Consider the following 19,247-nt stretch of genomic DNA (forward strand, 5'->3'; position numbering starts at 1 on the left):
AATGGCGGGGACCACCGGAGGCTGAAGTCGACGCCTGCACGGGACGGGGTGGTCGCGCTCTAGCCGCGCGGTTGGGCGGCGGCTCGGTCCGAGCCGCCGCCCCTGCGCTCAGACGCCGGCGAGCTGCGGCGATGCGGTCGCGGGCTCCGGCTGCAGGGTGCCGCGGCGCAGCCAGAGCGCGAGCGCGGCCAGCACGCCGACGGCGCTGGCCGCCAGGAAGGCGGCGGGCGGCCCGGCGGTCTCGACGATCTGCCCGCTCACCGACTGGCCGAAGGCCGCGCCCAGGGTCACCGAGGTGACCACCCAGCCGAACGCCTCGGTCGCGGTTCCCGCCGGTGCGGCGATCTCCAGCGACACCGAGTGCGCCGTGGACTGCGGGGTGATCAGGCTGCCCGCCAGCAGCAGCGCCAGCGCCAGGCCCCACAGCGTGGTCGGCACGGCAAGCAGCGTGATCAACGCGGCGAAGCCGAACAGCAGTGCGGGCAGCCGCAGGTGCATCGGCCGCGGCCATGGCCGCATCCCGTACAGCACGCCGACCAGCACCGAGCTGACCGAGAGCAGGCTCAGCAGCAGCCCGCCCGCCGTCGGGTGCCCTGCCAGCTCCGCGGCGGCGGGCACGCCGACCTCGATGAAACCGATCAGGGCGCCGAAGCCGAGGGCGGCCAGCGCGACGGTGCGCATGCCCGGGCTCGCCAGCGCGCCGAGCATGTTGCCGCCGCCGTGCCCGGCCCGTTCCCGCCGTTCCGGCCGCTGCGAGCGTGCCGCCCGCGTCGACGCGAACCCGACGCTGCCCGCGATCATGCACGCCGCTCCGGCCACCACGCCGGTGCCCGGCCACGGCATCGCGACCATCAGCCCGGCCAGGCCGGGGCCGAGGATGAAAAAGACCTCCATGCTGATGGCCTCGTAGGAGAACGCGGCGTCCCGGGCGGGCCCGGGCGGCAGCAGCACGTTCCACAGCGCACGCGAGGCGGGGCCGGTCATCGGCTCGCAGAGGCCGACGGCGAAGGCCAGCGGCACCAGGACGCCGATCGGGGCGTGCGCCTCGATGACGGCGATCTCGGCGGCGACCACGGCGGCGAACACGACGGACATGACGTAGAGGGGCAGCGTCGGCCCGATCCGGTCCATCACTCGGCCCTGGACCACCGAACCGCAGGCCACGCCGACCAGCGCCCCGGCCGACACCAGCCCCGCGGCGGCGAAGCTGCCGGTCTCGCGCTGGACGTAGAGCATCAGCGAGAGACCGACCATGGCGATCGGCAGACGGGCGAGCAGGGACGTCAGCACCGGGGCGACGGCCCCGGGGGCGGTGAGCGCGGCGCGGTAGTCACGCGGGGAGACGGAGTTGGACACCACACCAGTATCCGAAGAATGGTACTGACGTACCAACTCTTTATGGGGTAATCCGGCTCACCGGACAGCAGGACGGGACTTTCTACCCGAGGCGCGAACGGCCGGATGCATGCACACTCGTACCAGGGCAACGGATTACTCGACCCGCGAGCAAGCGGTCCGGGTGAGCCGAGCAACCTGCGGGCCTGCCGCGACGTCCTTTGAGCGAGGGCGGCGGGAACCGCCCACAACAGACTTCCTTCGGTGCCAGGTTCGGGGCCGACGCATCGGAGGACGGGGGAGCGTGGTTGGTCGTCGGGGGATTAGCCACGCGCAGCGAGAGGGCTGGAACGTCACGTCGGGGGTGGCGCCCAGCCCTCTCGCACGTCTCGGCCCGGGACGCATGTGGCGGCCTGTTCCCCGAGTGCACCCTTCGCGCGAGTCCCACAGGCGGGCACGCATCCAGCCCTAGGTCGCGCCAGCCCGCAGCGCCATCAGGCGCTTGACCCCGGTGCCTTCGGGTATCGGCCGACCGGTCGGCGGCTCGGGCCGGACACCTGGTTGGTGGCTCTCGGACGCCTGGTCGGTGGCTCGGGCCGGACGTCCGTGTGCCAGGCGCTCAGGCGGCCACCCTGCCCTCTTGCCGCCCAGCACACGCGTGGGTGCCACCTGCTCGGTGATCTTCCCGGGCCTTCCGCGGGCCGGTTTCCCGCGCGCGCAAAAACGCGCGCCGACTGAAGAGCCCGGGGTCCGCCCCGGGCCCGTCTATCGGCGCGCGTCGCGACCGGCGGCCTCGCCGGTCGTCAGCGGGCGCGTCGGGCCAGCCGCTCCGGATCGAGGATCAGCACGCTCTTGCCCTCCAGCCGCAACCAGCCGCGGTGGGCGAAGTCGGCCAGCGCCTTGTTCACGGTCTCCCGCGAGGCGCCGACGTACTGGGCGATCTCCTCCTGCGTCAGGTCGTGGGTGACCCGCAGCAGGCCCGCCTCCTGGCTGCCGAAGCGCTGCGCGAGCTGCAGCAGCGCCTTGGCGACGCGGCCAGGCACGTCGGTGAAGATCAGGTCGGCCAGCATGCCGTTGGTCCGGCGCAGCCTGCGGGCCACGACCCGAAGCAACTGCTCCGCGATCTCGGGGCGGGTGCCGATCCACTGCCGCAGCGCCGTGCGGTCCATGGTCAGCGCCCGGACCTCGGTCACGGTTGTCGCGGTCGACGTCCTCGGCCCCGGGTCGAAGATGGACAGCTCGCCGAACATGTCCGACGGCCCCATGATCGCCAGCAGGTTCTCCCTGCCGTCCGGGGACTTGCGTCCGAGCTTGACCTTGCCGGATTGGATGATGTAAAGCCGGTCGCCCGGCTCGCCCTCGGCGAAGATCACGTGTCCTCGCGGGAACTCCGAAGGTTCCAACGATTGGGTCAGTGCTTCCGCCGCGGCCGGCTCAACGCCTTGGAAGATACCGGCCCGGGCCAGAGTCTCGTCCACCTCGTCCCTCCATGTTGAGACGCGGCGGCTGTCTTGCGAACCGGACCCGCACGCGACCGGTCCGGTGTGCCGCCGATCACTACCAGTAAGTCTAAGACTGGTCGCGGGAACGGCGAGTCCGCAGCTTACCGGCGCGTCCCACCCTGCGTAGCTGGAACAGCTCCAGCGCACGTCCAATTCCCTGCCGGAACAGCGCCCTGACCTCGTCGGGCCGGGCGTTCTCCAGCAGCTCCTCCACCTCGTTCTCCTGTACCGCGACGTGGCGGAGCCGTGCCTCCACGCGCTCCATGAAGAGCGTGAAGAACATGATCACAAGCGGTACTACGATCACGAACCAGGCAGTCATGATGGTGAAATCCTCGCTCATGCCTTCGGGGCCGATGTAACCGGGGGTATGTTCTGCGCGCGCGAGGCCATGCGAGCACCGTCCTCCTGGGTGGCATCCGTACTCTGGTGGAGTGCCGGACCAAGCTCGGAACAAGCCCCGTGACGCCGCTGTCAAGAAGGCTGCCAAGGCCCGGTCGGGGGAGACCCGGCTGGGACTCGTCCGGCGTGCCCGCCGGATGCTCCGCGCGTTGGCCGAAGCCTATCCCGACGCCCACTGCGAGCTGGACTTCAACACCCCGCTGGAGCTGGCGGTGGCCACGATCCTGTCCGCCCAGTGCACCGACAAGCGGGTCAACGAGGTCACTCCGGCCCTGTTCAAGCGCTATCCGGCGGCCGAGTCCTACGCCGGCGCGGACCGCGCCGAGCTGGAGGAGATGATCCGCTCGACCGGCTTCTACCGGAACAAGGCCGCCTCGCTGATGGGGCTGGGCGCCCAGCTCGTGGAGCGCCACGGCGGCGAGGTTCCGGCCCGCCTCGACGAGCTGGTCAAGCTGCCCGGCATCGGCCGCAAGACGGCCAACGTCATCCTCGGCAACGCCTTCGACGTGCCCGGCATCACGGTCGACACCCACTTCGGCAGGCTGGTCCGGCGCTGGCGGTGGACGGCCGAGGAGGACCCGGTCAAGGTCGAACACGCGATCGGCGAGCTCATTCCGCGCAAGGAATGGACCATGCTGTCGCACTACGTGATCTTCCACGGGCGCCGCGTCTGCCACGCCCGCAAGCCCGCCTGCGGGGCCTGCCTGCTGGCCGCCGACTGCCCCTCCTACGGCGACGGCCCGACCGACCACCTCGAGGCCGCGAAGCTGGTCCGCGGGCACGAGGCCCCCCACCTGCTCGCGCTGGCCGGGATCGTCGACGAGATCCCGGACAGGACCGTCGAGAAGGTGGCCGAGACGGAGCCGCACGCGTGAGCGGTCGGCTGCGGGAGTACCGGAACGAGATCCGCTGGACCGTCGTGGTCGTGGTGCTCGCGGTGCTCGGCATCGTCGCGCTGTGGCCGCGCGGCGCGGAGCAGCCCGCCGAGCCAGGCGGAGCGCCCGCGCCGGCGCAGGTCGCGGCGCAGCGCGGCGCCGACCCCGCGCTGCGGGCGTCAGCGGCCCTGGAGCCCTGCCCGTCGGGCCCGCCGACGGGTCCCTCCGGCGCGACCGGCACCTGCCTCGCCGACGGCACGCCCGCCGACCTCGCCGCCATGGTCGGAGGGCGCACGACGCTGGTGAACGTCTGGGCGACGTGGTGCCAGCCGTGCCGGACCGAGCTGCCCGCGCTCCAGGAGTACTCGCGCCAGCCCGGCGCCGTGCCGGTCGTGGGAGTGCAGGTGCAGAGCGACGAGGACGACGGCCTCGCCCTGCTGCGAGAGCTCGGTGTGCGCTATCCGAACGTGCACGATCCCGACAACCGCGTCCGGGCGGCGCTCAACGTGCCCGCCGTGCTTCCCATGAGCTACGTCGTGACCGCGTCCGGCGAGGTCCGCCGGGTGGACCCGCCGGTCGCGTTCGAGTCGGCCGACGAGGTGCGCGCCGCGGTCCAGCGCACCGCGGGAGGTGCCGGATGACCGGACCGGGAGTCGGGCCCCTGGTGGACCCCGACGACGTGCCCGAGTGGCTGCGGGCGCTGGTCAAGCGCACCGCCGACCTCGACGGCGGGCGCCTCGGCTGGCCGCGCACCGACCCGCCCGCCGACGCCCGCCCGGCGGCCGTGCTGGTGCTCTTCGGCGAGGGCGTGTCCGGACCGGACGTGCTCTTGCTGCGCCGCGCCGACAGCCTGAACTCCCACCCCGGCCAGGTCGCGTTCCCGGGCGGCGCCCTCGACCCGGGCGACGACGGTCCGGTCGGCGCGGCGCTGCGGGAGGCCGCCGAGGAGGTCGGGGTCCTGTCCGGCGGCGTGCGGCCGGTCGCGGTGCTGCCGGAGCTGCACGTCGCGCACAGCGGCTTCCGGGTGACCCCGGTCCTGGCGCACTGGCGGACGCCGTCGCCGGTCGCACCGGTGGACCCGGCCGAGACCGCCGCGGTGGCGCGGGTGCCCGTCTCGTGGCTGACCGACTCGGCCAACCGCATCCGGGTCCGCTACGCCGAGCGGCAGCTCGGGCCGGCGTTCCTGGTCCCGGGGATGCTGGTGTGGGGCTTCACCGGCGGGCTGCTGGCCGGGGTGCTCGACCTGGCCGGCTGGGCGCGCGGCTGGAACCGCGACGACGTGCGTGAACTGGGGGCTGCCTGGAGGGCCGCGGAGGAGGCCGACGACGTGGGCTTCGGCACGCACTGAACCGGTGGCGGCACTCGCCGCCCGGGCGGATGCGAGGCTTGCGGGGGTGGTGCGGGCTGCCATGATCGGACAGCATCGCCTGCGGGAATGAGGTGAACGGGTGAACTGGGTCGATCTGCTCGTCGTGCTGCTGGCGCTGCTGGCCGCGGCGTCGGGTGCGCGCAGCGGGCTGATCACCGCCCTGTTCTCGTTTCTCGGTGTCATCGCCGGTGCGGTCGTCGGGCTCAAGCTCGCGCCGCTGCTGCTGGAGCGGCTGGACAGCCCGTCGGCCCGGATCGCCTTCGGCGTGGGCATCGTGGTGCTGCTGGTCGCCTTCGGCGAGACCTTCGGCATGTGGGCGGGCCGCGAGCTGCGCGACCGGATCACCTCGAGCAAGCTCACCGGCGTCGACAACGTGCTCGGCGCGGTGCTGCAGTGCGTGGCGGTGTTCGTGGTCGCCTGGCTGGTGGCCCTGCCGTTCACGTCGGCTTCGGCGCTGCCCGGCCTGGCATCGGCGGTCACCAGATCGACGGTTCTGCGCACGGTGGACTCGGTGATGCCCGACGCGGCCAAGCAGCTGCCGTCGGAGCTGCGCGAGATGCTCGGCATGAGCGGTTTCCCGGAGGCGCTGGAGCCGTTCTCGGAGACGCCGGTCGCCGCGATCGACCCACCGGACCCCGCCCTGGCCTCCAGCGAGGCCGTGCGCGACGCCCGGACGAGCGTGGTGAAGGTGCGTGGGCGTGCGGTTTCGTGCGCGCGGGCGCTGGAGGGCACCGGGTTCGTCATCGCCCCGCACCGGGTGATGACCAACGCGCACGTCGTCGCGGGCACCGACAAGGTCGCGATCGAGATCGGCCGCGGCGAGTTCGACGCCGAGGTCGTGCTGTTCGACCCGAACACCGACCTGGCCGTGCTGTCGGTGCCGGACCTCGACGCCGACGCGATGACGTTCAAGCAGGGCGCCCACCCGGGCGACAGCGTGATCGCGCTCGGCTACCCGCTGGACGGCCCGTACACGGCGTCACCGGGCCGCATCCGCGAGCGCATCCGGCTGCGCGGACCGGACATCTACGACTCGACGACCGTGGTCCGCGAGGTGTACACGGTGCGGGGCAAGGTGCAGAGCGGCAACTCGGGCGGTCCGCTGATCGACACGCGGGGCGACGTGGCGGGTGTCGTGTTCGGCGCCGCCGTTGACGACCCGGAGACCGGGTTCGTGCTCACCGCCGACGAGGTCGCCGACGAGGTGGCGGCCGCCCCGAGCCTGCACACGCCGGTCTCCACAGGGGACTGCACGGGCTGAGCGCGAGCCCCGCGACCACCGCGGTCAGGCGGAGGTCTTCTCCACTGCCTTGTCCTCGCCGTTGCGGCGGGTGAGCTGCGCGGTGTCCTTCAGGCTCTCTATGGTCCGCTTCGGTGCCCGGATCTTGCGCACCCGCCGGTAGCCGAGCAGTGCGAAAAGGCCCGCCACCAGCAGCATGAACAGGAACACGATGCCGAAGGACGCCCACCGCCACAGGCCGAGCTGGGCGAGGCCCTCCGCGAGGGTGAAGAACAGGAAGAACATGCTGAAGCCGAGGACGCTGAGCGCCAGGATGAAGTAGACGCTGCCCTTGACGCCCTTCTTCACCTCGCCGGCGAGCTCGGCCTTGGCCAGCTCCATCTCGGAGCGGACCAGCGTGGACAGATGCGTCGTGGCGTCGCGGACCAGCGCACCGACGGACTGGCCGTTGTCGGGACCGGTGCCCTCCTCGGACAGCGGGATGGAGGTGACGGCCGACCAGCCCGCACCGTCACGGCTGCCATTGGGGTTCTTCGCGGCGCTGTTCACGTACCTCATCGTGCCACGCTCGATCAGGCGGGTACCGATCGACTCGCGGTGTGTTACCCGCGAGTGACATCGCCGCAGGCGGCCCCGTCAGGCCGAGGCGTCGCCGTTGCGCACCTTGCGGCCCCTGCGCAGCATCATCACCGCCGCGAGCAGCGATGCGACAGCGGAGGCGATCAGCACCGCGGCCTTGGCCCGCTCGGCCGCGGCTCCCTCCAGCGACAGCTCGGCGATGAGCAGGCTCACGGTGAAGCCGACGCCGCCGAGCATGGCCAGTGCGCTGAGGTCCCGCCAGCTCACCCCGGCGGGCTTGGCACCGATGCCGATCTTCACCGCCAGGTAGGAGCTGCCGAAGATGCCGACGAGCTTGCCGACCACGAGCCCGACGACCACGGCGATGGCGACCCGGTCGTGGGTCATCGCGGCCAGCGCCTCCCCGTCGACCGGGACACCCGCGGCGAACAGCGCGAACACGGGAACGATCAGCCCTGCCGACCAGGGCTGGAGGCGGTGCTCCAGACGCATCGCGGGAGAGGCCGTCTCGTGCGGGTCGCGGTGCACCCGGGTCAGCAGGCCCAGCGCGACCCCGGCGATGGTGGCGTGGATGCCGCTGCTGTGCACGGCGATCCACGTCGCGACGGCCAGCGGGACGTACAGGAACGGCGTGGTGATCCGGCGCTTCTGCGCGTACCAGTAGACCGCGCAGAGCGCGGCCGCTGCGAGCAGTGCCAGCACGCTGAGGCCGGAGGTGAACAGCACCGCGATCACGACGATGGCGCCGAGGTCGTCGACCACGGCGAGGCTGAGCAGGAACACCCGCGCGGCGGTGGGCATCCACGACCCCGTCAGCGACAGCACGCCGAGGGCGAAGGCGATGTCGGTGGCGACCGGGATCGCCCACGCCGCGTGCGCGCCCGGAGCGCCGTAGCCGATGGCGAACGCCAGCCCGGCGGGCACGATCATGCCGCCCAGCGCGGCGACCACCGGCAGGGTCGCGGTCTTGCGGTCGGCGAGCTCGCCGACGACCAGCTCGCGCTTGAGCTCCAGCCCGGCGACGAAGAAGAAGATCGCGAGCAGGCCGTCCTTGGCCCACTCGCCGATGGTGAGGTCCAGGTGCAGGAAGTGCGGACCGATGGCGAAGTCGCGGACGCCGCTGTAGAAGGGCTCGGCCGGTGAGTTGGCCAGCACCAGGGCCAGGGCGGTGGCGGCGAGCAGCACCATGCCGCCGACGGTCTCGGTGCGCAGGTACGCGGCGAAGTCGAAGGTCCGGGCCGACCCGTCTTGCCCGTCGTCGTTCCTGCGAGTGCGGTTGCGGGCGGACTTGGACACCGGGGCCTCCTGGGTGCGGACAGCACGAACTGTTCGCCGACCAGACTTCCCGGCACACCCGCAACGACCCTAACAGATTCTTCACGCCGCAAACGATCTTCAAGCTCGTTTTCGCAGGTAGCGGGCCTGTGTGAATGACAAGGGCGCCCTCCCGGATGCTGGGAGGGCGCCCTTGCCGAGAGGACTCAGTCCTCGGTGGACTTGCCCAGTCCGGCCGAGATGAGATCCATCACGGAGGAGTCGGCGAGGGTGGAGACGTCGCCGATTTCGCGGTTTTCGGCGACGTCGCGCAGGAGCCGTCGCATGATCTTGCCGGAGCGGGTTTTGGGGAGTTCGGGCACGACCATGATCTGGCGGGGTTTGGCGATGGGGCCGATTTCGTGGGCGACGTGGTCGCGCAGGGCCTTGATGGCGGCTTCGCCGGAGGCTTCGTCGTCGGCGCCGCCGCGCAGGATGACGAAGGCCACGATGCCCTGGCCGGTGGTGGGGTCGCTGGCGCCGACCACGGCGGCCTCGGCCACGGTGGGGTGGGAGACCAGGGCGGATTCGACCTCGGTGGTCGAGATCCGGTGGCCGGAGACGTTCATGACGTCGTCGACGCGGCCGAGTAGCCAGAGGTCGCCGTCGTCGTCGTATTTGGCGCCGTCGCCGGCGAAGTAGTAGCCCTTGTCGGCGAATTTGGACCAGTAGGTTTCGCGGTAGCGGTCGTCGTCGCCCCAGATGCCGCGCAGCATCGCGGGCCAGGGTTGGTCGAGCACGAGCAGTCCGCCGCCGCCGGGGCCGACCTGCTCGCCCTGCTCGTTGACGACCTTGGCGGAGATGCCGGGCAGTGGGACCTGGGCGGAGCCGGGTTTGGTGGCGGTGACGCCGGGCAGCGGCGAGATCATGATCGCGCCGGTTTCGGTTTGCCACCAGGTGTCGACGATGGGGGCGTGGTTGCCGCCGATGTGTTCGCGGTACCACATCCAGGCCTCGGGGTTGATCGGTTCACCGACGCTGCCGAGGACCCGCAGTGAGGACAGGTCGTAGCGGGCGGGGATCTCGGCGCCCCATTTCATGAAGGTGCGGATGGTGGTGGGCGCGGTGTAGTAGAGCGTGACGCCGTACTTGGCCACGATTTCCCAGTGGCGGCCTTCGTGCGGGGTGTTGGGGGTGCCTTCGTAGATGACCTGGGAGGCGCCGTTGGCCAGTGGCCCGTAGACGATGTAGGTGTGGCCGGTGACCCAGCCGATGTCGGCGGTGCACCAGTAGACGTCGGTGTCGGGTTTGAGGTCGAAGACGGTGCGGTGGGTGTAGGCGGCCTGGGTGAGGTAGCCGCCGGAGGTGTGCAGGATGCCCTTGGGGCGTCCGGTGGTGCCGGAGGTGTAGAGGATGAACAGCGGGTGCTCGGCGTCGAAGAACTCCGGGGTGTGGGCCTCGGGCTGGCCTTCGACGGTCTCGTGCCACCACTTGTCGCGGTCGGTGTTCCACTCGACGTCGGTCTTGGTGCGCTGGACCACGAGGACGTGTTCGACGCTGGGGGTGGCGGCCACGGCCTCGTCGACGTTGGTCTTGAGGGGCATGGCCTTGCCGCGGCGGTACTGGCCGTCGGCGGTGATGACGACCTTGGCCTCGGCGTCGTTGATGCGGGTGCGCAGCGCTTCGGAGGAGAACCCGCCGAACACGACGCTGTGCAGGGCGCCCAGCCGGGCGCAGGCCAGCATCGAGTAGACCGCTTCGGGCAGCATCGGCAGGTAGATCGCGACCCGGTCGCCCGCGCCGACACCGAGCGAGGCCAGCGCGTTGGCCGTGCGGGCCACCTCGCGTGCCAGTTCGGCGTAGGTGATGGCGCGGGAGTCGCCCGGTTCGCCCTCCCAGTGGATGGCGACCCGGTCGCCGTTGCCGGCCTCGACGTGGCGGTCCACACAGTTGTAGGCGACGTTGAGCTTGCCGCCGACGAACCACTTGGCGAACGGGGCGCCGGACCAGTCCAGCACCTGCTCCCACTCGGTGTCCCAGTGCAGGTGGCGGGCCTGGTCGGCCCAGAACGCCTCGCGGTCGGCGTCGGCCTGGGCGTAGAGCTCCGACGTCGCATTGGCTTGGGCGGCGAACTCCTCGGACGGCGGGAATGTCCTGCTCTCGGTGAGCAGGTTGTCCAAGGTGTTGCTCTGCCCGTCGGGCTCGCTCATTGCGGGGAACCTCCCTGGCTGATGGGGCGCATGTGCTGTGTGAACCGTAATGCGATCCTGGGCGCTCCAACAGGGGGAGGCCCGCTTGGTTTAGACCAATTGTTGTTCACTGTGCGGATTCGACGCACTACGCTGCGCGCCTGCTCGGTCACTTTGGCACATGTCCTGGTCGGCCCATGCGGTGGGTTGATACCCGGCCGGTAGCGTTTCTAAGCGTGAACGCCCAGGAATCGTTGCTCCCGTTGCTGGAGCTTGACGGCGTCGCCGAGGCGGTGACCTCTGCTCGCGCGGCGATCGACGAGGTCCACCGGCACCCGGCGAACCGGCGCGGCTGGCCCACGACGGCCGCCGAGGCGTCGGTGCGAGCCGCGCGGGCAAGCGCGGCCGTCGCAGGCGGAGCGACCGAAATTCCCGAAACGGGTGAGGTGAGCGACCCCCTGCTGGCTGGTGCCCTGCGCATCGCCGAGGGCATGGGGCCTCTGCTGCCGACATGGCAGCGGGCCCCGCTGCAGGCGCTTGCCCGGCTGCACGTGCTCGCCGCGGCCGATCTGGTCGAGGACAAGGAGTCGCTGGGCCGTCCCCGCGCCGATCGCGAGGTGTCCGAGCGGCTGGACCTGCTCGCCCGGATCGTCGCCGACTCCAGCGGCAAGTCCCAGGGCCTGGTCCCCGGGCCGGTGCTGGCCGCCGTCGTGCACGGCGAGCTGCTCGCGCTGTCGCCCTTCGGCGTCGCCGACGGCGTGATCGCGCGGGCCGCGGCACGGCTCACCGTGATCGGCAGCGGCCTGGACCCGAAGGGCCTCGTGGTGCCGGAGGTCGCGTACTTCCGCAGGCAGGGCGAGTACTCGGCGGCGGCGGACGCCTTCGGGAACGGCGACCCCGAAGGCGTCGGTGAATGGCTCCGCTACTGCTGCCGCGCCCTCGAGGCGGGCGCGCGGGAGGCCAAGTCCATCGCCGATGCTGTTCGAGACGGGTGATGGCGTCTTGAACGACCGAAGGTCGGATGAAGGGTTCCAGCGCTCAACCACCGCAGGAACGTGAAGCAACACCCGCCGGCTGCCCGCCGCAGGCGTACGAACGAGGAATGACGTGACCAAGAAGCTCCTGCTCGACTGCGACCCCGGTATCGACGACGCGCTGGCCATCGGCCTCGCGCACGGCATCCCGGACCTGGAGCTGGTCGGGCTGACCACCGTCGGCGGCAACGTGGAGCTGGAGCACACCACGGACAACGCCCTGCGGCTGGTGGACTTCTACGGCATGGACGTGCCGGTGGCCCGCGGCGCGGGCCGGCCGCTGGTGCGCGAGCCGAAGACCGCCGCCGACGTGCACGGCGCGACCGGGCTCGGCGGCGCCGTGCTGCCGGAGGCGCGTTCGGCGCTGGTCGACGCGCACGCGGCGGACTTCATCATCGACACCCTGGCCGCCGCGCCGGGCGAGATCAGCCTGGCCGCGGTCGGGCCGCTGACCAACATCGCGCTGGCCCTGCGCAAGGAGCCGCGGATCGCCGACTGGGCCGCCGAGTTCGTGATCATGGGCGGTTCCTACACCCGCGGCAACACCACGCCCGCCGCCGAGTTCAACGTCCACGCCGACCCGGAAGCCGCCGCGGTGGCCTTCGGCGGAGCGTGGCGGACCGTGATGATCGGCCTCGACCTCACCCACCAGGCTCGGGCGACCGCCGAGGTGCGCAGCCGCTTCGCCGGGCTGGGCAGGCTGGAGGCGGAGCTGCTCACGCCTTGCCTGGACTTCTACGGCGAGCACGACGGTTCGCACGGCCGCGGCCCGGCCATCCACGACGCCTGCGCGGTCGCCTACGTGGCGAACCCGGCGCTGCTCCGCACAACGCCCGCGCGGGTGGACGTCGAGGTGCACGGCACGTTCACCGCGGGCATGACGGTGACCGACTTCGGCGGAACGCCCAACGCCGACGTGGCCACCGAGCTCGACGTCCCGGCGTTCTGGGACCTGTTCGACGACGCCTACCGCCGCGTCGCCGAACAGCTCCTGCACCCGGCGGGCTGAGCGGGGCTCAGCCGCGCGAACCGCCTTCGACGCACGGGTCCCACTCGGCGGTGGGGTCCATCTGCTCGTGGCGCTGGGTCAGGCTGAACCAGTTGCCCGAGTCGTCGCGCAGCAGCGCCTCGATCCCGTACGGGCGGTTGGTCGGTTCCTGCACGAACTCCACTCCCCGGGCGGACAGCTCGCGGTAGGTCGCGTGGCAGTCGTCGGTGGACAGCACCCCGGCGCCGAGCACCCCCTTGGCCAGCAGCGACCTGACCTGCTCGGCGGACTCGGGGTCCAGCGACGGCGCCGCCGGTTCCATGAGGGTGATCTCGAGGCCGGGCTGGTCCTTGGCCCCGACCGTGACCCAGCGGAAGTCGCCCATCGCGCTGTCGGTGCGCAGCTCGAAGCCGAGCTTCTCGGTGTAGAACCGCTTGGCCGACTCCTGGTCGAGGACCCACACCGTGGCGATCGACAGTCCGGTGATCATGCGCTGCTCCTTGTTCGGTGGTTGGCACCCGCAACGCTAGGAGCGCGCACCGCCGCCGGGCTTCTCCGAAAACACCGACTTGCGCCGCGGGTTGAACCCGCCGGCGTGCATCAGCGCGAAGCAGCCCGGGACCACCGCGGGCGGGCTGGCCCTGCGGAACTCGGCGGGGGTGACGCCGACCTGCTCCTTGAAGCGGGTGCAGAAGCTGCCGAGGCTGCTGAACCCGACGAGGAAGCAGATCTCGGTGACCGTCAGGTTCGCGTTGCGCAGCAGGTCCTGGGCGCGTTCGATCCGGCGACCGCTGAGGTAGCGGCCCGGCGTCTGCCCGTAGGCGGCGCGGAAGGACCGCACGAAGTGGTTGCGGGAGTACCCGGCGCGGGCCGCCACCGCGTCCACGTCCAGCGGCTGCGCCCACTCCCGGTCCATGAGGTCCTTGGCCTGGCGGAGGCTTCGCAGGTGGTCGAGGTCGGGGGCGGTGCGGGTCATGCCCGGATGCTCGCACGCGCCCCCGACGACCGGAACGGATCGCGCCACGGGTTCCGGCGACCCCGCGATCGAGTACCAGGCGGCTCGCGCCACGGGGTTCCCCGCGACCGAGGACCGGACGGCTCGTGCCACGGGGTTCCGCCGACCCGCGCCGCTGTCGGCACGGCCCGCCCGCACCCCGGACCGCGCCCGGCGCTCGACCTACCTCAGGGCCGGTCGAGGGCCGGGCGCTTGCTGTCGAAGGTCCAGCCCGGCACGAGGTAGCGCATCGCCACGGCGTCGTCCCGCGCGCCGAGCCCCTCGCTGAGGTAGAGCGCGTGCGCGGCCTCGACCTGCTCCATGTCCAGCTCCACCCCGAGCCCGGGAGCCGTCGGCACCTCGATGCGCCCGTCGCCGATCCGGAACGGCTCGCGGGTCAGCCGCTGCCCGTCCTGCCAGATCCAGTGCGTGTCGATCGCGGTGATGTCGCCCGGCGCCGCGGCGGCGACGTGGGTGAACATCGCCAGCGACACGTCGAAGTGGTTGTTGGAGTGCGAGCCCCAGGTCAGCCCCCACGCGTCGCAGAGCTGGGCCACCCGCACCGAGCCGCCCATCGTCCAGAAGTGCGGGTCGGCGAGCGGGATGTCGACGGCGTCGGTGCGCACGGCGTGCCCGAGCTGGCGCCAGTCGGTCGCGATCATGTTCGTCGCCGTGGGCAGCCCGGTCGCCCGCCTGAACTCCGCCATCGTCTCGCGCCCGGAGTAGCCGCCCTCCGGTCCGCACGGGTCCTCGGCGTAGGCGAGCACCCCGCGCAGGTCGCGGCCCAGCTCGATCGCGTCGACCAGCAGCCAGCCGCCGTTGGGGTCGAGGGTGATCCGCGCCTCCGGGAACCGCTCGGCGAGCGCGGTGACGACCTCGGCCTCCTCCCGGCCCGGCAGCACCCCGCCCTTGAGCTTGAAGTCGTGGAAGCCGTAGCGCGCCTGCGCGGCCTCGGCCAGCCGCACGACGGCCTCGGGCGTGAGCGCCTCCTCGTCGCGCAGCCGCAGCCAGTCGTCGGACTCGCCGGTCCCCGAGCGGTAGCCGAGGTCGGTCCGGTTCCGGTCGCCGACGAAGAAGAGGTATCCGAGCACCGGCACCGACTCGCGCTGCTGCCCGTCGCCGAGCAGCTCGGCCACCGGCACGCCGAGGTGCTTGCCGAGCAGGTCGAGCAAGGCGGCCTCGACGGCGGTGACGGCGTGGATCGCGACGCGCAGGTCGAAGGTCTGCGCGCCCCGGCCGCCGGAGTCGCGGTCGGCGAAGCGCCGGTGCACGCGGTTCAGCACCGAGTGGTACCGGCCGATCGGTGCGCCCACCACCAGGTCGGTGGCGTCGGTGAGGGTTGCGCGGATGCCCTCGCCACCGGGTACCTCGCCGACGCCGGTGTTGCCCGCCGAGTCGGTGAGGATCAGCAGGTTGCGGGTGAAGTGCGGGGCGTGCGCTCCGCTGAGGTTGAGCAACATGCTGTCCCGTCCGGCGACGGGCACCACGCGCATGCCGGTCACAACCGGGCTCTGCCGGGTGGTCGTGGTGTTCATGCTGGCGTTCCTCCGGGTGGGGTCAGTGCTTGCCGAGCTCGCCGTCGACGCGGCGCCAGATGCCGTCCGGGTTGCCGTCGGCGACCGCGCGCGGCAGCAGCGCCGCGGGAACGTCCTGGTAGGCGACCGGGCGCAGGAACCGCTCGATGGCCAGCGTGCCCACCGACGTGGTCCGGGAGTCCGAAGTGGACGGAAAGGGGCCGCCGTGGACCATCGCGTGGCCGACCTCGACGCCGGTCGGCCAGCCGTTGAACAGGATGCGTCCCGCGCGCTGCTCCAGGACGGGCAGCAGGTCGGCGGCCTGCTCGTGGTCCTGCGCGGTCGCGTGCACGGTGGCCGTGAGCTGGCCCTCCAGCGCTTCGGCCACGGCGAGCACCTGCGCGGCGCCGGCGCACCGGACCACCAGCGAGCACGAGCCGAAGACCTCCTGCTGGAGAGCACCGCTGCCGAGGAAGCTCTCGGCGCTGGTCGACAGCAGGGCCGCGCGGCAAGCGTTGGGCTTGGCGGACTCGCGACCGCGGGCCAGCACGGACACCGGGTCCTGCGCCGCCAGCGCGGACACGCCCTCGTCATAGGCGCTCGCGATGTCCGGCGTGAGCATCGTCGTCGGTTCGGTCTGCGCCACGGCTTCGGCGGCGGATTCCACGAAGGCGTCGAGATCGGGAGAGTCGACGGCGATGACCAGGCCCGGGTTGGTGCAGAACTGCCCCGAGCCCAGCGTCAGCGAGCCGGCGAAGTCCGAGCCGAGCTGCCCCGCGCGTTCGGCCAGCGCCCCCGGGAGCACGAACACCGGGTTGACGCTGCTCATCTCCGCGTACACCGGGATCGGCCGCGGCCTGGCCGCCGCGGCGGCGGCCAGCGCGAGCCCGCCGGAGCGCGAGCCGGTGAAGCCGACCGCCTGGACGTGGGGGTCGGTCACCAGTGCCGTGCCCAGCTCGGGTCCGGAGCCGAAGAGCAGCGAGAAGGTCCCGGCGGGAAGACCGCAGGCGGCGACGGCCTCGGCGACGGCCCGGCCGACCAGCTCCGACGTGCCCGGATGCGCGTCGTGCGCCTTGACCACCACCGGGCATCCGGCGGCCAGGGCGGAGGCGGTGTCCCCGCCGGCGACCGAGAACGCCAGCGGGAAGTTGCTCGCCCCGAACACCGCGACCGGTCCGAGCGCGATCTTGCGCTGCCGGATGTCGGCGCGTGGCAGGGGAGTGCGGTCCGGCCGCGCCGGGTCGATGCGCGCGCCCGCCCAGCTTCCTTCCCGCGCGACCTCGGCGAACAGCCGCAACTGCCCGGTCGTGCGCGCCCGCTCGCCGGTCAGCCGGGCCGTCGGCAGCCCGGTCTCGGCGTGCGCCCGGTCGACCAGCGCGGAGCCGATCGCCTCGATCCCGTCGGCGATGGCCTCCAGCAGCCGCGCCCGCTGCTCGCCGCTGGTCTCGCGGTAGACGGCGAACGCCTCGTGCGCCGCCGCGCAGGCCCGTTCGACCTCCGCTGCGCCGCCGTGCCCGAACTCCGGCTCCAGCTCCGCGCCGGTGCTCGGGTCCACGGCACGCACCCGCTTGCCGCCGCCGAAGACCGGCGTACCCGCGATCAGCATGTTCCTGGTGGGCATCTCAGACCTCCCCGGTGGTCGGCATCGACTTGACGATGTCGGCGAGCATGGCGATCTCGGCCTCGTCAAGGTCGACCAGCGGGCTGCGGACCGGCCCGGCGGGGCGGCCCACGACCTTCAGCCCGGCCTTGACGATGCTCACCGCGTACCCGGCGCGCCGGTTGCGGATGTCGCAGTAGGGCAGCACGAAGTCGTTCAGCCGCCGGTGGACCTCGGCGTGGTCGCGGCGGCGTACCGCGGCGTAGAAGTCGAGCGCGAACTGCGGGACGAAGTTGAACATCGCCGAGGAGTAGGTGGTCACGCCCAGCTCCAGGTAGGGCAGGGCGAAGGTCTCCGCGGTGGGCAGGCCGCCGACGTAGGTGAGCCGGTCGCCCAGCTTCGCGTACAGCCGCGTCATCCGCTCGATGTCGCCCACGCCGTCCTTGAACCCGACGAGGTTCGGGCAGTCCTCGGCCAGCCGCGCGACGGTGGTCTCGGTGTAGACCGCGTTGGCGCGGCTGTAGAGGATCACGCCGAGCCCGGTCGCCGCGCACACCGCGCGGACGTGCGCGGCCAGCCCCTCCTGGTCGGCTTCGGTCAGGTACGGCGGCAGCAGCAGGATGCCGTGCGCTCCGGCGCGCTCGGCGGCCCGCGCCAGCTCGACGGCCATCGCGGTGCCGTACCCGGCGGGCGCGATCACCGGGAGCCCGTCGGGCACCTCCCGCACGGCGGCGGACACGACGGACTCGACCTCGGCCGGGGTGAGCGAGAAGAACTCGCCGGTGCCCCCGGCCGCGAACAGCCCGGTCGCGCCGAACTGGCCGAGCCACCCGATGTGCTCGCGGTAGGCGGGTTCGTCGAAGGTCAGGTCGTCCCGGAAGTGGGTGGCCGGGAAGGACAGCAACCCGGACGCCAGCCGCTGGGCGACCTCGTGGGGCGGATAGCTGGACATCAGAGTGGTTTCTCCTCGTTCATCGCGCTTGTTCGGGGGTCATCGCGCTTGATCGGCGGTTTCGCCGACGACAGGGGTGCCGGCCCGCCGCTGCCGGATCAGCAGCACCGAGGCGGCGGCCAGCAGGGAGGCCAGCGCCAGGGCGTACAGGCCGTAGGTGACCTCGCCGGTCTGCTCCTTGATGAAGCCGAACCCGAACGGGGCGACGAACCCGCCCAGGTTCCCCAGCGAGTTGATCACGGCGATGGCCGGGGCGACGACCAGCGGGCTCAGGCTGCGCTGCGGGATCGACCAGAACAGCGGGCTGGCGCTCTTGAAGCCCATCGCGGCCACGCACAGGAAGGCCAGCGCGGGCAACGGCGAGGCGACCGCGGCCAGCCACGTCCCCACGGCGGCGGTGACGAGCGCGATCACCAGCAGCGGACGGCGGTCGCCCGCGCGGTCCCCGGCTCGCCCGGACACATACATCGCGACCACCGCGCAGATCCACGGCAGCGACGACAGCAGGCCCACGGTGATGTCGTCGGTGCCCTCGATGCGGCGCACGATCGAGGGCAGCCAGAAGGTGTTGGCGTAGATGGAGAGCTGGATGGCGAAGTAGATCCAGCAGAACAGCAGCAGCTTGCCGTCGAGCAGCAGCCGCCAGCGCGACCCGCCCGGGGCCTCGGTGGTCTTGGAGGCGTCCTCCTCGTCGATCCGCGAGATCAGCGCGGTCTTCTCGTCGTCGGTCAGCCACTTCGCGTCGCGGATCCTGGAGTCCAGGAAGAAGTAGGCGACGACGCCCACCACCACCGAGAGCGCGCCTTCCAGGCCGAACAGCCACTGCCAGCCCCGCACGCCGAGGAACCCGTGCATCGACAGCAGCGGTCCCGACAGCGGCCCGGAGATCGCCGCGGCGATGGACGAACCGGCGACGAACAGCGCGGTCGCCCGGCCGCGGTGGGAGTCGGGCAGCCAGCGGGTGAAGTAGAAGATCACCGCCGGGAAGAACCCGGCTTCGGCGGCGCCGAGCAGGAAGCGCAGCACGTAGAACATCTCGGGGCTGTTGACGAAGGCCATCGCGGCCGACACCAGCCCCCAGCTCACCATGATCCTGGTGAGCCAGACGCGGGCGCCGAACTTCTCCATCATCACGTTGCTGGGCAGCTCGAACAGCGCGTAGGCGACGAAGAACAGGCCGGCGCCGAAGCCGTAGGCCGTGGCGCCGATGCCGACGTCGGCCTCCAGGTAGGTCTCGGCGTAGCCGATGTTGGAGCGGTTGAGCTGGTTGCAGACCAGCATGACGACGAACAGCGGGACGACCCGCCGGAAGATCTTGCCGATCGCGCCCGCCAGCGCGTCCGGTCTCTCGGAGGTGAACGTCATCGGTCACTCTTTCGAAGCTGTGAGGGCCGGGGCGAGGTGGCCGGATCGCGGCCAC

At 72.0% G+C, this 19,247-nt stretch carries 18 protein-coding genes; 6 read left to right on the plus strand and 12 right to left on the minus strand.

Going from position 1 to position 19,247, the window contains the following annotated elements; all coding sequences use genetic code 11:
• Nucleotides 1–108 precede the first annotated feature (108 nt).
• From HUO13_RS01720 to HUO13_RS01730, 3 genes are all read right to left on the minus strand, one after another.
• Nucleotides 109–1,356 carry an MFS transporter gene (locus HUO13_RS01720; RefSeq protein ID WP_249124389.1) on the minus strand — a complete coding sequence of 416 codons (1,248 nt, stop codon included), beginning with the start codon at nucleotides 1,354–1,356 and terminating at the stop codon, nucleotides 109–111.
• A 782-nt stretch (nucleotides 1,357–2,138) separates the two neighbouring features.
• Complete coding sequence (locus HUO13_RS01725; protein ID WP_009946915.1) at nucleotides 2,139–2,813, minus strand: Crp/Fnr family transcriptional regulator; 675 nt, start codon at nucleotides 2,811–2,813, stop codon at nucleotides 2,139–2,141.
• 91 nt (nucleotides 2,814–2,904) lie between these two features.
• Complete coding sequence (locus HUO13_RS01730) at nucleotides 2,905–3,159, minus strand: hypothetical protein (RefSeq protein ID WP_029621632.1); 255 nt, start codon at nucleotides 3,157–3,159, stop codon at nucleotides 2,905–2,907.
• A 112-nt stretch (nucleotides 3,160–3,271) separates the two neighbouring features.
• Between HUO13_RS01730 and nth the strand changes: the two genes are divergently transcribed.
• The 4 genes from nth (at nucleotide 3,272) to HUO13_RS01750 (ending at nucleotide 6,744) form a co-directional block, all read left to right on the plus strand.
• Nucleotides 3,272–4,114, plus strand: coding sequence for an endonuclease III (gene nth / locus HUO13_RS01735; protein ID WP_432757817.1), 843 nt, complete (start codon nucleotides 3,272–3,274; stop codon nucleotides 4,112–4,114).
• The gene (locus HUO13_RS01740; RefSeq protein WP_211899761.1) at nucleotides 4,111–4,755 is read left to right on the plus strand and encodes a TlpA family protein disulfide reductase; all 645 of its coding nucleotides are present in this window, start codon (nucleotides 4,111–4,113) and stop codon (nucleotides 4,753–4,755) included. The genes nth and HUO13_RS01740 overlap by 4 nt, the downstream gene beginning before the upstream one ends.
• Complete coding sequence (locus HUO13_RS01745) at nucleotides 4,752–5,462, plus strand: NUDIX hydrolase (RefSeq protein WP_211899762.1); 711 nt, start codon at nucleotides 4,752–4,754, stop codon at nucleotides 5,460–5,462. The genes HUO13_RS01740 and HUO13_RS01745 overlap by 4 nt, the downstream gene beginning before the upstream one ends.
• 100 nt (nucleotides 5,463–5,562) lie before the next feature.
• Nucleotides 5,563–6,744 (plus strand): MarP family serine protease, encoded by a 1,182-nt coding sequence (locus HUO13_RS01750; RefSeq protein WP_211899763.1) that lies wholly within the window; start codon nucleotides 5,563–5,565, stop codon nucleotides 6,742–6,744.
• 24 nt (nucleotides 6,745–6,768) lie between these two features.
• Here the strand turns inward: HUO13_RS01750 and HUO13_RS01755 are convergent, their stop codons facing one another.
• From HUO13_RS01755 to acs, 3 genes are all read right to left on the minus strand, one after another.
• The gene (locus HUO13_RS01755) at nucleotides 6,769–7,281 is read right to left on the minus strand and encodes a phage holin family protein (RefSeq protein WP_211899764.1); all 513 of its coding nucleotides are present in this window, start codon (nucleotides 7,279–7,281) and stop codon (nucleotides 6,769–6,771) included.
• 78 nt (nucleotides 7,282–7,359) lie between these two features.
• Nucleotides 7,360–8,598 (minus strand): Na+/H+ antiporter NhaA, encoded by a 1,239-nt coding sequence (gene nhaA / locus HUO13_RS01760; RefSeq protein ID WP_211899765.1) that lies wholly within the window; start codon nucleotides 8,596–8,598, stop codon nucleotides 7,360–7,362.
• Nucleotides 8,599–8,783: 185 nt separating this feature from the next.
• Complete coding sequence (gene acs / locus HUO13_RS01765; protein WP_211899766.1) at nucleotides 8,784–10,766, minus strand: acetate--CoA ligase; 1,983 nt, start codon at nucleotides 10,764–10,766, stop codon at nucleotides 8,784–8,786.
• Between the two features lie 176 nt (nucleotides 10,767–10,942).
• Here acs and HUO13_RS01770 point away from each other — a divergent pair, with 176 nt between their 5' ends.
• Complete coding sequence (locus HUO13_RS01770) at nucleotides 10,943–11,740, plus strand: oxidoreductase (protein WP_211899767.1); 798 nt, start codon at nucleotides 10,943–10,945, stop codon at nucleotides 11,738–11,740.
• Nucleotides 11,741–11,852: 112 nt separating this feature from the next.
• A complete protein-coding gene (locus HUO13_RS01775) occupies nucleotides 11,853–12,788 on the plus strand; it encodes a nucleoside hydrolase (RefSeq protein ID WP_211899768.1) in 936 nt (311 codons plus the stop codon).
• 7 nt (nucleotides 12,789–12,795) lie between these two features.
• On the opposite strand, the gene HUO13_RS01780 is transcribed toward HUO13_RS01775, so the two are convergent.
• The 6 genes from HUO13_RS01780 to HUO13_RS01805 form a co-directional block, all read right to left on the minus strand.
• Nucleotides 12,796–13,257, minus strand: a complete 462-nt coding sequence (locus tag HUO13_RS01780) for a VOC family protein (RefSeq protein ID WP_211899769.1) — start codon at nucleotides 13,255–13,257, stop codon at nucleotides 12,796–12,798.
• A 36-nt stretch (nucleotides 13,258–13,293) separates the two neighbouring features.
• Nucleotides 13,294–13,743, minus strand: a complete 450-nt coding sequence (locus HUO13_RS01785) for a helix-turn-helix transcriptional regulator (RefSeq protein WP_211899770.1) — start codon at nucleotides 13,741–13,743, stop codon at nucleotides 13,294–13,296.
• Between the two features lie 206 nt (nucleotides 13,744–13,949).
• Nucleotides 13,950–15,296, minus strand: coding sequence for a glucarate dehydratase (gene gudD, locus HUO13_RS01790; protein WP_211899771.1), 1,347 nt, complete (start codon nucleotides 15,294–15,296; stop codon nucleotides 13,950–13,952).
• A 22-nt stretch (nucleotides 15,297–15,318) separates the two neighbouring features.
• Nucleotides 15,319–16,896, minus strand: coding sequence for an aldehyde dehydrogenase (NADP(+)) (locus tag HUO13_RS01795; RefSeq protein ID WP_211899772.1), 1,578 nt, complete (start codon nucleotides 16,894–16,896; stop codon nucleotides 15,319–15,321).
• Between the two features lies 1 nt (nucleotide 16,897).
• Nucleotides 16,898–17,827, minus strand: coding sequence for a 5-dehydro-4-deoxyglucarate dehydratase (gene kdgD / locus HUO13_RS01800; protein WP_211899773.1), 930 nt, complete (start codon nucleotides 17,825–17,827; stop codon nucleotides 16,898–16,900).
• Nucleotides 17,828–17,866: 39 nt separating this feature from the next.
• Complete coding sequence (locus tag HUO13_RS01805; protein WP_249124390.1) at nucleotides 17,867–19,192, minus strand: MFS transporter; 1,326 nt, start codon at nucleotides 19,190–19,192, stop codon at nucleotides 17,867–17,869.
• Nucleotides 19,193–19,247 lie beyond the last annotated feature (55 nt).

It is taken from the genome of Saccharopolyspora erythraea (genome assembly GCF_018141105.1).
Taxonomy (GTDB): Bacteria; Actinomycetota; Actinomycetes; order Mycobacteriales; family Pseudonocardiaceae; genus Saccharopolyspora_D; species Saccharopolyspora_D erythraea_A.

Bases quoted from the DNA above. Each gene is read 5' to 3' on its own strand.
- HUO13_RS01805 (WP_249124390.1), bottom strand. From the start codon at position 19,192: ATGACGTTCACCTCCGAGAGACCGGACGCGCTGGCGGGCGCGATCGGC.
- acs (WP_211899766.1), bottom strand. From the start codon at position 10,766: ATGAGCGAGCCCGACGGGCAGAGCAACACCTTGGACAACCTGCTCACC.
- HUO13_RS01785 (WP_211899770.1), bottom strand. From the start codon at position 13,743: ATGACCCGCACCGCCCCCGACCTCGACCACCTGCGAAGCCTCCGCCAG.
- HUO13_RS01755 (WP_211899764.1), bottom strand. From the start codon at position 7,281: ATGAGGTACGTGAACAGCGCCGCGAAGAACCCCAATGGCAGCCGTGAC.
- HUO13_RS01780 (WP_211899769.1), bottom strand. From the start codon at position 13,257: ATGATCACCGGACTGTCGATCGCCACGGTGTGGGTCCTCGACCAGGAG.
- kdgD (WP_211899773.1), bottom strand. From the start codon at position 17,827: ATGTCCAGCTATCCGCCCCACGAGGTCGCCCAGCGGCTGGCGTCCGGG.
- HUO13_RS01795 (WP_211899772.1), bottom strand. From the start codon at position 16,896: ATGCCCACCAGGAACATGCTGATCGCGGGTACGCCGGTCTTCGGCGGC.
- HUO13_RS01730 (WP_029621632.1), bottom strand. From the start codon at position 3,159: ATGACTGCCTGGTTCGTGATCGTAGTACCGCTTGTGATCATGTTCTTC.
- HUO13_RS01745 (WP_211899762.1), top strand. From the start codon at position 4,752: ATGACCGGACCGGGAGTCGGGCCCCTGGTGGACCCCGACGACGTGCCC.
- HUO13_RS01770 (WP_211899767.1), top strand. From the start codon at position 10,943: ATGCGGTGGGTTGATACCCGGCCGGTAGCGTTTCTAAGCGTGAACGCC.
- gudD (WP_211899771.1), bottom strand. From the start codon at position 15,296: ATGAACACCACGACCACCCGGCAGAGCCCGGTTGTGACCGGCATGCGC.